Annotated in this window: 9 protein-coding genes; 7 read left to right on the top strand and 2 right to left on the bottom strand. The window is 39.3% G+C overall.

The annotated features are described in order from the left end of the window. Positions 1 to 20 precede the first annotated feature (20 nt). Positions 21 to 746 (bottom strand): T9SS type A sorting domain-containing protein, encoded by a 726-nt coding sequence (locus HCG69_RS15135; protein ID WP_221650732.1) that lies wholly within the window; start codon positions 744 to 746, stop codon positions 21 to 23. A 214-nt stretch (positions 747 to 960) separates the two neighbouring features. Here HCG69_RS15135 and HCG69_RS15130 point away from each other — a divergent pair, with 214 nt between their 5' ends. Genes HCG69_RS15130 through HCG69_RS15110 form a run of 5 tightly spaced genes read left to right on the top strand, consistent with a single transcriptional unit; the run spans position 961 to position 10,051 of the window. Further along, positions 961 to 4,134, top strand: coding sequence for a TonB-dependent receptor (locus HCG69_RS15130; protein ID WP_221650731.1), 3,174 nt, complete (start codon positions 961 to 963; stop codon positions 4,132 to 4,134). 13 nt (positions 4,135 to 4,147) lie between these two features. Continuing rightward, positions 4,148 to 5,923, top strand: a complete 1,776-nt coding sequence (locus HCG69_RS15125) for a RagB/SusD family nutrient uptake outer membrane protein (RefSeq protein WP_221650730.1) — start codon at positions 4,148 to 4,150, stop codon at positions 5,921 to 5,923. A gap of 32 nt (positions 5,924 to 5,955) precedes the next feature. Further along, positions 5,956 to 6,684 (top strand): DUF3823 domain-containing protein, encoded by a 729-nt coding sequence (locus tag HCG69_RS15120; RefSeq protein WP_221650729.1) that lies wholly within the window; start codon positions 5,956 to 5,958, stop codon positions 6,682 to 6,684. A gap of 40 nt (positions 6,685 to 6,724) precedes the next feature. After that, positions 6,725 to 8,005: an MFS transporter gene (locus HCG69_RS15115; RefSeq protein WP_221650728.1), complete on the top strand. Its 1,281-nt coding sequence runs from the start codon at positions 6,725 to 6,727 to the stop codon at positions 8,003 to 8,005. 3 nt (positions 8,006 to 8,008) lie between these two features. Then, positions 8,009 to 10,051 carry a hypothetical protein gene (locus HCG69_RS15110; protein ID WP_221650727.1) on the top strand — a complete coding sequence of 681 codons (2,043 nt, stop codon included), beginning with the start codon at positions 8,009 to 8,011 and terminating at the stop codon, positions 10,049 to 10,051. Between the two features lie 82 nt (positions 10,052 to 10,133). Here the strand turns inward: HCG69_RS15110 and HCG69_RS15105 are convergent, their stop codons facing one another. Further along, positions 10,134 to 13,055, bottom strand: a complete 2,922-nt coding sequence (locus HCG69_RS15105; protein WP_221650726.1) for a pitrilysin family protein — start codon at positions 13,053 to 13,055, stop codon at positions 10,134 to 10,136. Between the two features lie 181 nt (positions 13,056 to 13,236). Here HCG69_RS15105 and prfB point away from each other — a divergent pair. Continuing rightward, positions 13,237 to 14,356 (top strand): peptide chain release factor 2 gene (gene prfB / locus HCG69_RS15100; protein WP_221650725.1). Its coding sequence is split into 2 segments (ribosomal slippage): positions 13,237 to 13,299 and positions 13,301 to 14,356, totalling 1,119 coding nucleotides; the frame shifts between segments, so codons are not numbered across the junction. 72 nt (positions 14,357 to 14,428) lie between these two features. Beyond that, positions 14,429 to 14,563: a hypothetical protein gene (locus HCG69_RS20735; RefSeq protein ID WP_002558839.1), complete on the top strand. Its 135-nt coding sequence runs from the start codon at positions 14,429 to 14,431 to the stop codon at positions 14,561 to 14,563. Positions 14,564 to 14,687: the final 124 nt, after the last annotated feature.

The raw sequence follows: 14,687 nt of genomic DNA, 5'->3' as shown, positions 1-14,687 counted from the left end.
AGATAATCATATTCTGAATTTTAATTAACAATTACTTTTGTTGTTTTCTCCCCGATTTTAACGAGATATAACCCTGTCGGAAGATCTATATCTTGTTTGCTATTAGCCGATATCATACTTTTTATTATAGCCCCGGTCGAACTAAAAATTGTAATAGCTTTATTTTCTACATTATTCAATACAAATCCTCCGGGTTTATTAATCAGTGTCGTAGGATTGAATGCTTGATTTAAACCGGTTCCGCCGTCTCCGTAAAAATGTAGATCACTGATTACTAATCTTTGTCCTTGTCCGATTACCCATAGATAAAGTTCAAAAGAAACTTCTCCACTGTCTTCTCCTAAAATAGAAGGTATGGTCCCCTCGAAGTTGAATTCTCCAAATTCAGAAGAGTCACCACCACCTGCTGTAGAACCAGTAAGTAGAGAGGCCTGATCCGGAAGATCGGGGGCAGCTATTTTAACATTCCATTGTGCGCCTTCATCTCCTTCGGTCGTAATACTGAAATTAGGGTATTTTTCCAGATCCAGGTCTATAATACGGATATACGTTTCTTGCCAGGCTGGTTCGGCTGCGGTCCAGACTTCGAGTACTAAATTACCTTCTTCTTCATAAATGTCCATGTTCTTGCCTTCCGACCATTCTTTGGGGTCCAGGCTAATAGGCTGAGTCTGTGCATTTACACTAATGATGAACGAGCTTGCCAGAAGTACTCCGGTTGTAAGTAGTAAATTTAAAGTTTTCATACGCATTGAATTAAATGATTAATAAATGTGTGGCAAATATAGGAGATTGGGGTTATTGCACAGGTCTGTTATTTTTTCATATTGTTATGCTAAATCTTTATTTCAGATATTATTGCGCTGTATACTCGTTTGCTAAATAAACATACTTTAAAGTATTGAATGGTTCTTATATTTGTGCCTCAATTAATCGTATTACTAATTAAAATCTACTATTATGTATTACCTGAAGTCTAATTACTACATCAGAGGTATTCTTTTCCTCAGATTACTTTTTATCTTTTGTTTTTTATGTGGTGTGGCCTTAGTACAGGCTCAAAATGCCGTTACCGTTAAAGGGACAGTAACATCTCCCGAAGGTGAACTGTTGATAGGAGTGTCAGTAACGGTAAAAGGTGACAAGAATATAGGTACGGTTACTGATATGGACGGGCATTTCCTATTGCGGGTACCCTCTGCAAAAACTACACTCCGGTTCTCTTATATTGGATATCGTGATTGTGATGTTGTGGTCGGAGATAATAAAGAGTTGCTGGTGGAAATGACAGAAGATATCCATTCATTGGATGAACTTGTGGTTGTAGGATATGGGACACAAAAGAAAGCTACTTTAACCGGAGCTGTTTCCTCAGTAAATAACAGTCAGATTATTACTTCTACCAACAGCAATCTGCAACAGAATATAGCAGGAAAAATGGCTGGTGTAAAAGTGATAACTAATTCAAGCGAACCAGGTGCTTTTAAATCACATATTGATATACGTGGAATGGGAGAACCGTTGGTTGTTATTGATGGGGTAGTAAGTGATATGGCAACTTTCAACCGACTATCTGCCAACGAAATAGAGAGTGTGTCGGCATTGAAAGATGCATCTGCTGCTGTATACGGAATGCGGGCCGGTAATGGTGTACTCCTGATTACAACTAAAAATGGGAAAACCACCGGGAAGGCTAAGATAGAATATTCCGGGACCTATGGGTGGTCTCATCAAACCGATTTACCGGAAATGATGAACGCATTTGAATGGGCTTCTATGATTAATGAAGTAGGATTAGCCCGATATGCTAATCCGAAAGGAACCTATACGCCAGAACAGTTGGAGTTATTTAGAAATACACCGGATTTTGATTTATATAGCCAATATATTAAAGATTTTGTACCCCAGACCAATCATACTATAGGTGTTTCCGGCAGTGTGGGAAAAAATCAGGAAGTGAACTATTTTATTAATGGGAGTTACTTTAATGAGGAAGGTATGTTTAAATCCGGATCAATGGATTATGAACGTTTTAATTTTCGGACAAATCTGACTGCGAAATTAGGTTATGGGTTAACGGCTAATGTAAATATCGGATATATTAAAGATGAGAAAAATGCACCTTTTCAGGATGCATGGAACCAGATAAAATGGATGTGGTTTACTCCTCCGGTAAATCGTGAAACGAATGAACCGTTGACAAGTATATATGCAAATGGTAATCCTGACTATCCGGCATATATGGGAGCTGAATTGAATCCTGTAATTAACTCTGATTCGGAAAATGGAGGCGGATATAAAAAGAACAAATCAGATCGTACTTCTATTCAGACCTCTCTCAATTGGGACATACCTTTTGTAAAAGGGCTAAGTGCTAAGTTTATGTATAACTATAGTCGTTATAATGCTCTTTATAAAGGATGGAATCCTGCATATACTTTATATACATACAAAGATGAACAATATATTCCCAAAACTTATATGTCACCCAGTACATTGGTGCAGGATGTGCATTGGGCAACTACTAATGGTTTACAACTATCTGTAAATTATAAAAGACAGTTTGGACAGCATACTATTGATGTTCTTGGACTTTTTGAACAGTCGCAGAATAGAACAGAGTATCAGGGAGCTCAACGTTATTATACATTTGATCTGGACGAACTGGCTGCTGGCAATAATGACAAGACACAGGTGATAGGTGCCTCATTTCCTGATATCATCAGGAGGCAAGGCTATGTGGGGCGGTTGAATTATAACTTTGCGGAAAGATATTTGTTAGAACTTGCTTTTCGTTACGATGGTTCTTCTATGTATACAGGAAGTGGGCAATTTGGATTATTTCCTGGTGGTTCCGTTGGCTGGCGTTTGTCGGAAGAATCCTTCTTTAAATCTATAAAAGCTTTATCATTTATTGATAATTTGAAGCTGAGAGCTTCTTACGGAGTTACAGCTGATGATGGGGTAGCTGCTTATCAATGGGTGTCTGGCTATACCTACCCCAGCGGTTACTATTATTTTGGAAACGATAAGATGAATGCTATTTCTGACAGGGGTGCAACAAATCCGAAATTAACCTGGATTGAAAATAAACTGATGAATTTCGGACTTGACTGGGACATGTGGAATGGATTATTTGGAGGAACTGTGGAAACTTTTGTCAGAAACAGGACTGGTATACCTGCCCGAAGAAATGCTTCTATACCGGGTGTGACAGGTATGGATTTGCCACAAGAGAATTTAAATAGTACACGTACTTCAGGTTGGGAGATAACTCTTACCCATAGTAATAAAATCGGAAGTGTAAAGTATGATTTTACCGGAAATTTTATGTATTCCAATACAAAGAATATATATACCGAGCGTGCTCCTTCATCTAGCTCTTATCGTAATTGGAGAGAGAATGTGAATAATCGTAATAGTGGTCTTTGGTGGGCTATGGAATGGGGAGGTGTTATAACACCCGGTATGGATATTTCTGCTTTGCCCAACGAAGAAGGTACCTTTCAGAATTCAATATTGACACCGGGAGACTTTTATCATACAGATCTGAATGGTGATGGTTATGTGGATGGAGAAGATATTTATCCTTTCTTCCATAAAGGTTATCCGAAAATTCAATATGGATTTACAATTAATCTGGAATGGAATAATTTTGATATAAATCTACATTTCATGGGTGCAGGTAAAAAGAATGTAGTATATAGCGAATTCCTTAAAACACCTTATGCATTTGACGGATCTGCCGGAGCTTTGAAATTTCATACCGATCGGTGGAGACAGGATGAATCCGGTAATTGGATTGCAGGAACTTATCCCCGTTACCGGGATAATTCATATTCTTTCAATTACCGGGATGATACCTGGCGTATTATGGATGCAAGCTATTTGAGACTGAAAAGCGTGGAGATCGGTTATACTATCCCTCAAAGATTGACTCGTAAGGCAGGTGTGTCACATGCCCGTATCTTTGCCAATGGCTTTAATCTGTTGACATTCTCTAAATTGAAGAATATGGATCCGGAATATCCCGGTTGGGATGTTGATAACCCTGAAACAGGTAGTGATACGAACTGGGGATATGTTTATCCAACTTCTCAGAATTTTAATATCGGATTGAACCTAACTTTCTAAAAAGCAATAAATCATGAAAAAAGTTTTATTATATAGTATATTGATATGGCTATGTGCAACTGCTTGTAGTGATTATCTGGATTTGAAACCATCTAATATTGTCACAGATGAGGATGTATATGCTAATGAGTCAGGTGTGAAGACAGCACTTACAAGGTTATACATTGATTTGCCTATTGAAGATTATCGTTTTGATCAACGTGGGGGCTTTAACAATACTAATTATAAGTTTGAAGAATTGGAGACAATTACTGGTTTTGCACGTAATCGTAAACAAGATGATGGTGCTAATCTGAGTGGTAATTCAGGTAATTCCTGGTGGAATTATACAGTGATCAGAAATGTATGTAAATATATAGAGAATCTGAATAAATACTCTGCCGGAATGACTGCCGATAAAGTGGATGGTTATCAGGCAGAAGGATATGCCATCAGGGCTTGGTATTATTTTGCGATGGCTAAACGTTTTGGGGGCCTTCCTTATATCGACAAAGTGTTGGAATATTCAGGTCCTTCCAGTATTTCTTCACTTGAAATTCCACGTAATAGTGAACAGGAGACTTGGGATTATATTTTGGCTGATTTGGATAAGGCACTCGAGTTGAATATTCCGGAAAACAATCCTCAAGGACGAATTAATAAGGCTGTGGTATATGCATTGAAGTCACAAGTTGCTATTTATGCAGCAAGTATTGCTAAATATAATGATTTGGTTTTGGAAGATGAAAATACCGGAAAAATGGTTTGCGGGATTCCTGCATCTGAAGCTGACAGATATTATGAAATAGCTTATCAGGCAGCAAATGAAATTATTAAATCAGAAAAGTACGAATTGGCGCGGTCATTTGACACGAATGATTTAAGTGAAAACTTCAGAAAAATATTCCTGAATGTGGAGCCGGATAAAAATAAAGAGGTCATTATGAGTCGTTCATATTCTTATCCTGATTTGGTTTACCGTTTTGATGTGGATCGTTTGCCTTGGGGAGGTCAAAGTAATCCGAATAGTTGTCCGACTCTTGATTTAGTGGAACAGTTTGAATATCTGGATGGTACTTCGGGTGCCTTTAATACCCCTGCTGGCAGTTATATACCGGGAGAGTTTGATAATCGTGAAGATTTGTTTGCTGGTCGGGATGCACGTTTATTGGGATCGGTGATTGTGCCGGGATCTACATTTCAGGGAGAATTGATCGATGTGAAGTATGGTGAGATTAATGCAAGTGGTAAAGAACAGACTTCTGCCAAATATCGTGGGAAGTACGGTATGGGTGAAGACAATAAGACACCTACTTCTATGTTTCAGAAAAAAATGATTGACGACTCTAAAAAACATAGTCTTACTGAATTTGACAGTGACCAGCCATGGACCGTTATCAGATATGCAGAAATTCTGTTGATAGCTGCTGAGGCTCAGGTAGAACTGGGACATCCGGAGATTGCTCAACCTTTGGTTAATGATATACGTACCCGTGCTGGTTTACAGGAATTACCCGTTTCAGATATAACCATCGGAGAGGTGCGCAGACAATATATTTGTGAGTTTGTTTTTGAAAATAAAATTTATTGGAACTATCGCCGTTGGCGGATTTTTGATCAGGTGATGGGGGAATTATTCCGTCCCCGTGGACTTTTCCCAATGCTTGATACTCGTACTAATAAGTGGAAATATAAAGTTGATTTTGTTGGAACCAATGATTTGCTATTCTTAAAAAAATACTATTATAATTCTATTTCGGCAGATGAAATAAAGAAGAATCCCAAGTTGGTCCAGAATTATGGTTACTAATGAATTTAATTATAAAAATAAAAAGACCGATTATGAAAAGAATATCATTTTATAGTATATATACTGTGTTATTGTGTGTGTTGTTTACGTCATGTGATGTGGATAACTATGACGGACCGAATGCTAAGTTTAGAGGTGTTGTTATTGATAAAACAACAGGTAAGGGTATTCAGACTGAACAACCGAATGGTTTCAAAATCAAGTGGACCGAATTAAGCTGGGAGTATCAGGACAATATCCAGCCGGAGTATTTCTGGGGAAAAACAGATGGCTCTTTCAATTGGGAGTATGCCTTCGGGTATGCGGGTTCTCTTTATGAGGTCCAACCCGTTCAGGGAGCTTTTGTCACTCCTGAACCTCAGCAATTCTCGTTGGAGAAAGGTGATTATCCCGATTTTACTTTTGAAGTAATACCTTTTATACATATTGATTGGGAATATGCTTTGGAAGGTATGGAGCTTGTTGTGAAATTTAAAGCAACTCGTCCGGAAGGTAGTACAGATGAAAATTTTTATGCACTTTCTACTACTCGTCTGTTCATCTCAGATAAGACAAAATATGTCGGGGGGATGAATACAGGGGGATTTATTAATGATTTGAGTAAGCGAATTAAGTTAAATGAATCTGATCTGGGAGTAGAACAGACTGTTAGAGTAGAACTTGAATCCGGGAAAAAATATTATATGAGGGTTGGAGTTCAAACGAAAAATCCGAGTAATGCGTATAATTATACAGAAGTGGCGGAAATTACGGTGCCTTAGTTTTCCTCTTGCTTATTGTTAAATACTTAAGAAAGATTGTATGAAGGATATTAATTTATTCAAATCACAACCATTGAATACAAAAGTTCTGTTGGCTACGGCAGCTATTTATGCATTTGTGCTACCGGTTATAGAAATATTTCAGGCAGCATATATCATGGGGCAGTCTGCTGATATGGCAAGAGTTGTTTTGTATCAGCTGATGGTTTATACAGGTGTTCCTATCACTTTTATTTTCAATGGTTTTTTACTCCGAAAGATAGCTCCGGGCTGGTTATATTCTTTTGGTATGTTGCTGGGTGGTATATCGATGTTGTATATGACTTCTTTGCCTGAACTGACAACAGGGGGCATTGGTATAGCAGGACTTATCATGGGGTTGTCTTTCGGCTTCTTTTGGGCTAACAGAGATTATTTGGTGTTGGTTAGTACTACTGACGGGAACCGGAATTATTATTATGGAACAGAAGCTTTTTTCAATACTTTTGCGGGGGTAGTTATGCCTATTATCATTAGTACTATTATTGTGTATATCACGCATAAGTATGTCGGGCTAAGCAATGTTCGCTCATTTGCCTATCAGGTCATATCTTATTTTATTATTGGATTGACCATAATTGCTTCGGTGTTGATTCTTACAAAAGGGAAATATGAAAAACCGGATAGTCCGAGATTTCTCTATTTCAAATTTGACAATTTATGGAATAGAATGCTGTTGATGGCTGTGTTGAAAGGATTAGTTCAGGGATTTATTGTAACGGCTCCTTCTATATTGATATTCAAGTTTATTGGGGAAGAAGGTGCACTTGGTCCAATTCAAAGTGTTTGTGCGTTAGTTACAGCTTTTTTGATGTATATTATCGGGCGGAATGCAAAGCCGGAACAACGTTTGCATATTCTTTTTGTTTCATTAGCTTTGTTTATCATCGGAGCGGTAACTAATTCGCTTTTGTTCAATACACTTTCTGTAGTAATATTCTTACTATGCCTGGTAGTGGCCCGCCCAATGTTTGATATAGCTTATTTCCCTATACAATTGCGGGTAATTGACTTTGTTTCGGGTATTGAAAAGAGAAATGAATATACCTATATTTGCAATCATGAATGGGGACTTTATGCCGGACGTCTCATCGGATGCGGGTTGTTTATATTTATTGCTAAATTCATTTCAGAAGATGCTGCTTTGAAAATAACATTGCCTTTGGTCACTATTTTACAAGGGGCATCCTACTTTGTAGCCCGAAATTTACTTACTCGCATGGAGAAGAAGAAAAAAGAATCGATTTGTAATAAAACAATGTGTAATGCAGTTGTCATATAAAATATGAAAAAGAATTTTAGTTTAATAATAGCTCTCTTTTTTCCGTTTTTGGTTGTAGGAGCACAACCTCCTAAAAGTACAGACTTGATGGAAGAAGGGGCTTTTCAACGTCGCGATCTGAGTATCGAAGGTTCGAGAATTGTAATTAACCCTTATGATTTTGATAAAAATCCGGATGAAATTACTCCTGTCGTTTATAGTAATGCTTCTTCTTTACCTTTAAACGTTGCTTATTTGAGTACGAACAATAATGATAAAGGAAATCGTTTTGGAAGAGAAGTAAAAAAACTGCTGCTATTATTGACCGATACTGGCGGAGGATACAGCGAAGCATTGACGTACCAGACACAGTGGATGCCTCATGCATTACCATTTAGTGCTACTTATCCGCAAAATGTATATGTGGAAGGGACTGACTTTTTCTATGACGAGAACACGCTTGTGAGGAGCGTTCGTTTTCGTTCAAACACCCGTATTGTTCTTGCAGGGAGTATACCGGGTAAGATTGATTATCACAAATCTTATTTAACTATAGAACATCCTGATTTTAAATATGCTATAGCTTCTAATGGGTTGTTTAGAGGAATTACTTATTATGGAAGTTATGATGATTTGAAAGCTAAGAAAAATAGGGTGAAGGATGCGACTAAAGCCAAATGGTGGGCAATAGAAATGACAACAGTTCCCGATATGGTTTGGAGTATTTCTTTTGCTTTGCCGGAGGAATCTTCCGGGAAAATGCTTACCCGTGTATTGGCTCCATTGAAAAAGGAGAAGGCGTTAGATGCTTATAAAAAACAGGAAAAGTACTGGGATACATATCTTTCGCAGGTACCTCAGCCAGTGGATTTCTCATTACGTTCCATTGATGCAAAAGGAGTTACTCCGGAACAAGTAAAAGCTACCTACTATAAAGCATGGGTGTTTCTGGCACAGTCTGTATTGTGCCCCGATCCGGCAGTTTATCCTTATTATCAGCTTGTGGCAGGAAAGCCTTCTTTATGGGATCATGGTCATAAGAGTTCTCCTTTCTCGGCTGCATGGGAATCTTTTGTCGGGATGCAGTTATATGGGTATATTAATCCCTCTATTTCCTGGAGTGCATTGAAAGGTATGCTTTCATTGGTTGATGATGAAGGTATGTTAGGCGGTGAAAGTCTTCCCTCCAAGAAGGCAGAAACGGCCTGGGTCTTATATCAGTTGACGGGAGATGTCAGATCGTTGGAAGAAGTTTATCCGGCTCTGTCCCGTTATTTGGACTGGAGGATAAAGAATCCTCGTTGGATTTATTTAGGTATGACACCTGAAAATGAAAAGGATATAGAGTTTGTAGTTGCAGGACTCATAGATATCAAATGTATGGCTCAAATTGCTGATGTACTTGGTAAGGAAGTAGATGCCAGTGATTGGAAAAATAAATATCAGAGTCTGTTCTCACAATGTCTGAATTGGTTTTGGGATAGTCCTCAGGCACTACCTGTCCAACATCTTAATCAGTTTAAGGGGAGAGATAGCTTTCCGGTTCAGATTACTACCGGATTGTATCTGGATGAACTTTCGGATGATTATTATGAGAGTATGTTAGGACTTTTCTATAAATACTATGATATTGAACAACCATTTGCCGGATTTGACGCGGCAAAATATCCGGATATGAATTATACGGTATATGGATTGATAGAAAAAAATAAGGTTACTCTTGCCCGGAATTTGTTAGAAGCAAATATTCGGGATATCGTGTTGACCAATTCGGTTTTTGCTGAAACTTATCGGAACGGTAAACCTAGTGGAGTGAGGCCTTCTATATTCGGAATGGCTTCTATTATTGATTTTGTTTTATTGAAAAATAATTATTTTTATCAAAAGGGAGAACCCCATGTTGTGAATTTGTTCAAGACTACATCCGGGGTAGATGGTTTATGTATTCGGGGTAAAAAGCTGAATATACACCATAATAACGGTGAAACAGTTATTGTAACTGGTAATTTACTCAATGAAACGAAGGAAATTGACGTACAGGAAAATGAGATAAGAACCATATATTAATGTGTGCCTCAATATAAAAAATGCACCCCTAAAGTTTATTTTCCAACTTGTGGGGTGCATCTTTATTTTTCATATCTATTCTTTAATATCCAAAAATCTCTTCTTGTGTAAGTTCCTCAACTGGTCCCACTTCTTTTAGCTTTTCCATATCCAACTCTTTTTTGTCACCGAGGATACAGTATGTATAGGTGCGTCCTTTGACCCATTTATTCTGAAAGTTGATAACATCTTTCAGTGTCATGTTTTGTGCATCATTATACAGCTTGATACGGCTATCTACATTTTGTCCCAGGTCTTGTGCATTAATGTATGACCATATGATGTCACTCTTAGTGATACGTTCTGTGCGCAGACGGGCGATAAGTGCTTCTTTGGCGAGCTGGAAAGCAGCTTCAGACTCCGGCATGTTATCGATAATATCATTGAAAACCTTGATAGCATCAATCATTTTATCATTCTGTGTGGCTATCTGAGTCTGGAGCAGATATGGATACTTCAAATAAGACGGACGGTTGAGTCCGGCCCATGCAGAGTATGCAAGCCCGCGGCTCTCACGCATTTCCTGGAATACGATGGAGTTCATACCACCACCAAAGTATTCATTGTACATTTGGCGTGAGGGTTCAATCATAGGATCAAATTTTTCACCACGATTGGAAAGCTGAGTCATATAAATCTGTTTTGCCTCATAAGGGGAGATAAGCACTTTTGTTACCGGCGTTTCCAGACGTGGGAATTCCATCCCAACAGGGATCTCTTTTAACTTTTTGGGAGCCTGGTGGTTTTTGTTGATAATGGCTAACAGTTCCTTCTCACTTGTTGGACCGTAGTACATAATGCGATGTTTGTAACTGTTCTGATTATGAATGCGGTCTGTCAGTTCATGCGGATCCATGTTTTGAAGTTCGACTTCTGTCAGTATATTGGTAGCAGGAGATTTAGGACCATACATACCATAGTTCATCAGTCGGCGGAAGTTCTGCATCTGATTCAGTTTGGCATCTTTGCGTGATTTCAGAATGTCGGCTACCATATTGGTATAAGCTTCTTTATTTACCTGTGCATCCGCCATCAGTTTCTCAAACAATTTCATTGCCTCAGGCATATTCTCATTGAGGCCCGAAAGTACAACATAGGTACGTTCGTTACCCGGAGATACGCGGAAGTTACATGCCAGGCGATAGAATTCGCTTTTCACCTGTTCGGGTGTCATATCGGAGGTTCCCAGATAATCAATGTAATCGAAAGCGGTACCGAGAGCTTTATCGTTGTTGTTACCCATGTCGAATACATAAATCAACTGGAACAGGTCATTACTTGTGTTCTGTTTGTATAGTACAGGAATGCCCGATTTAGCTTTCAGTTGGCTGAGGTCTTTCTTAAAATCAAGGAATACAGGCTCAATGGGCTTTACATTACTGTTTTGTATCTCCTTCAGGAAGTCACTGGCAACGTCACGGTTCATCACAATCGGAGTGATGGCTGGTTTTGTCATTTTCTTCTCATTCGGATTCTGTCCTTGCTTCTTATAAATAACGGCATAGTTCTGATCGGTCAGATATTTATTGACGAAGGTTACAATGTCCTCTTTGGTGAGTTTGGCAAGGCGGTCGATAGCGGTTACTTCATCTGCCCAGTTGGTACCGTTAATGAACGAGTTTACGAACATGTCTGCACGTCCCTTGTTACTTTCCAGTTGTTGAACCTGGTAAAGTTTGAAGTTATTGATATTGGCTTGCAGCATCTTTTCGTCAAAATCTCCTGCACGTAGCTTCTTGATTTCTTCAAGCAACAGGTTCTTTACATCATCCAATGTCTGTCCTTGTTTGGGACGGCCTTGCAGCATTAAAGCCGAGTAATCTGCCATGTCCAGTGGGTAGCCATAGGCCTGTAACACTTTCTGTTGCTGGTTGAGATCGAGGTCTATAAGACCGGCTTTACCGTTGTACAGGATTTGTGAAACGACCTGTAGGATCTCGTATTCTTTGCTGGCAGCTCCCGGGAATCTCCATGCCAGTGTCAGGCTTTCGGCATCCGGACCCAGTACTTCACGAACAATAGGGGCGGTGATGGGTGACTCTTTCGGCAAATTCAGTTTCGGCAAGTTATTATTGGGTTTTAGATGCCCGAAGTATTGATCGATAGTAGCAATCATCTGGTCCGGCTCAAAGTCACCGGAAAGGCAGATTGCCATATTGTTGGGCACATACCATTGTTTGTGGTAGTTTTTGATGTTGGTGATAGAAGGGTTCTTCAGGTCTTCCTGTGTACCCAGCACGGTTTGTGTACCGTAAGGGTGGTGTGGGAAGAGGGCAGACAATACAGTTTCGTATACCTTACGCGGATCTTTGGTCAGTGACATATTCTTTTCCTCGTACACTGTTTCCAATTCTGTATGGAAGCCGCGAATGACGCAGTTCTCAAAGCGGTCTGCCTGTATTTTAGCCCAGTTGTCTACTTGGTTGGCAGGGATATCGTCTACGTAAACAGTCATATCGAATCCGGTGTAGGCATTGGTTCCTGTAGCTCCGATAGCAGCCATTAGTTTGTCATATTCATTAGGAATGGCAAATTTGGATGCCTCGTATGATAAGCTGTCTATCTTATGGTAAATGGCTGTACGCTCAGTTTCATCGGTTGTTTTGCGATATATCTCAAACTGTTGCTCAATCTGGTCGAGCAAAGGTTTTTCGGCCGCATAATTCTGTGTGCCGAACTTTTGTGAACCCTTAAACATCAGGTGTTCGAAGTAGTGAGCCAGTCCGGTGGTTTCTGCGGGATCATTCTTTCCACCTACACGTACAGCAATAAAAGTTTGTATACGTGGTTCTTCTTTGTTAACGGTCATGTAGACCTTCAGCCCGTTGTCCAGTGTGTAAATGCGTGCCTTCAACGGATCGTTGGGTACTGTCTCATAGCGGTAGTCTTTGGACGTAGCGCCGCTTACACTTGCCACTATTAAGAGAAATAGCGACAGGCAGGATAGTTTTAGTAGTTTATTCATATCAATGATAACAATTTAGTTACAAAAGCAAAGGTAGCGGATTTTTGCGTATCTTTGTCCCCTTGAGACAGATAAAATGATTGAATAAAGTAATTTCAATCGTAAATTGTAAATCGTTAACGTACCTATGCGATAAAGATTAGATAATGGTCATGACCATAGGGAATAAATTGTAAATCAAATGATTACTATTGAACAACTTAAAGACGTGAAAGAGCGCACTGATGCGCTGAGGAGGTATCTTTGACATCGACGGAAAGAAAATTCAGGTCGAAGAAGAACAATTAAGAACACAAGCTCCGGGTTTTTGGGATGATCAGAAACGTGCCGAAGCACAAATGAAGAAGGTGAAGGACTTGCAGAAGTGGATCGCAGACTATAATACAGTCAAGACACTGAGCGATGAACTGGAACTGGCTTTTGATTTTTATAAAGACGAACTTGTCACCGAAGCAGAAGTGGATGAGGGTTATGCCAAAGCACTGGAAGCTGTAGAGAATCTGGAATTAAGAAATATGCTCCGTGGCGAAGCCGATCAGATGAGCTGTGTTTTGAAAATAAATTCCGGAGCTGGTGGTACGGAGAGTCAGGACTGGGCATCTATGCTGATGCGTATGTACCTGCGCTATGCCGAAACGAATGGTTATAAAGCAACTATTTCTACCTTGCAGGAAGGCGATGAGGCAGGTATTAAAACTTGTACAATTCAGATAGAAGGTGATTATTCTTACGGCTATCTGAAAGGTGAAAATGGAGTACATCGTCTGGTGCGTGTTTCGCCATACAATGCCCAGGGGAAGCGAATGACTTCGTTTGCCTCGGTTTTTGTTACTCCGCTTGTGGACGATAGTATTGAGGTTAACATCGAGCAGGCACGTATTTCATGGGATACTTTCCGCTCGGGTGGAGCCGGTGGTCAGAATGTGAATAAGGTAGAATCGGGAGTTCGTTTACGTTATCAGTTTAAAGATCCTTATACTGGTGAGGAAGAAGAAATTCTTATCGAAAACACCGAAACACGTGACCAGCCTAAAAATAAAGAGAATGCGATGCGTCAGTTACGTTCTATTTTGTATGACAGAGAATTGCAGCATCGCCTGGCGGAACAAGCAAAAGTAGAGGCCGGAAAGAAGAAAATTGAATGGGGATCACAGATACGGAGTTATGTGTTTGATGATCGGCGTGTGAAGGATCATCGTACTAATTATCAGACTTCTGACGTAAATGGTGTGATGGATGGGAAGATTGAGGATTTTATCAAAGCCTATTTGATGGAGTTTTCATCAGAAGAACAAAATTAATCTCCTTATCCTTCGTTGGATTGAATAATTATTCTTAGCTTTGTTAGCGTTGAACTTTAAAGCTAAAAACATATGGGTAAGAATAAGAAAAAAGTAACACACACAAAAAAGGAAGAAGAACAAGCCAAGCGGGTCATTAAGATAATTTCGGTGGGACTCGTTATTCTGGCATTGGCCATGTTAATTGGCTTTTCTTTCTTAGGATGATTTTATTCATCACAGATTATGTAGATGGTTTTCTGCGTAATTTGTGATGAATTCTTTTTTGTAACAGCTTTGTAGCTCATTTGTCATAACGATGTACCTCTATGCAGATACCTTTGCGGCAAAA

The sequence above is a fragment of the Bacteroides sp. K03 genome, from assembly GCF_019734355.1.
GTDB classification, from domain to species: Bacteria; Bacteroidota; Bacteroidia; order Bacteroidales; family Bacteroidaceae; genus Bacteroides; species Bacteroides nordii.
This window is presented reverse-complemented; position numbering and strand designations above follow the sequence as displayed.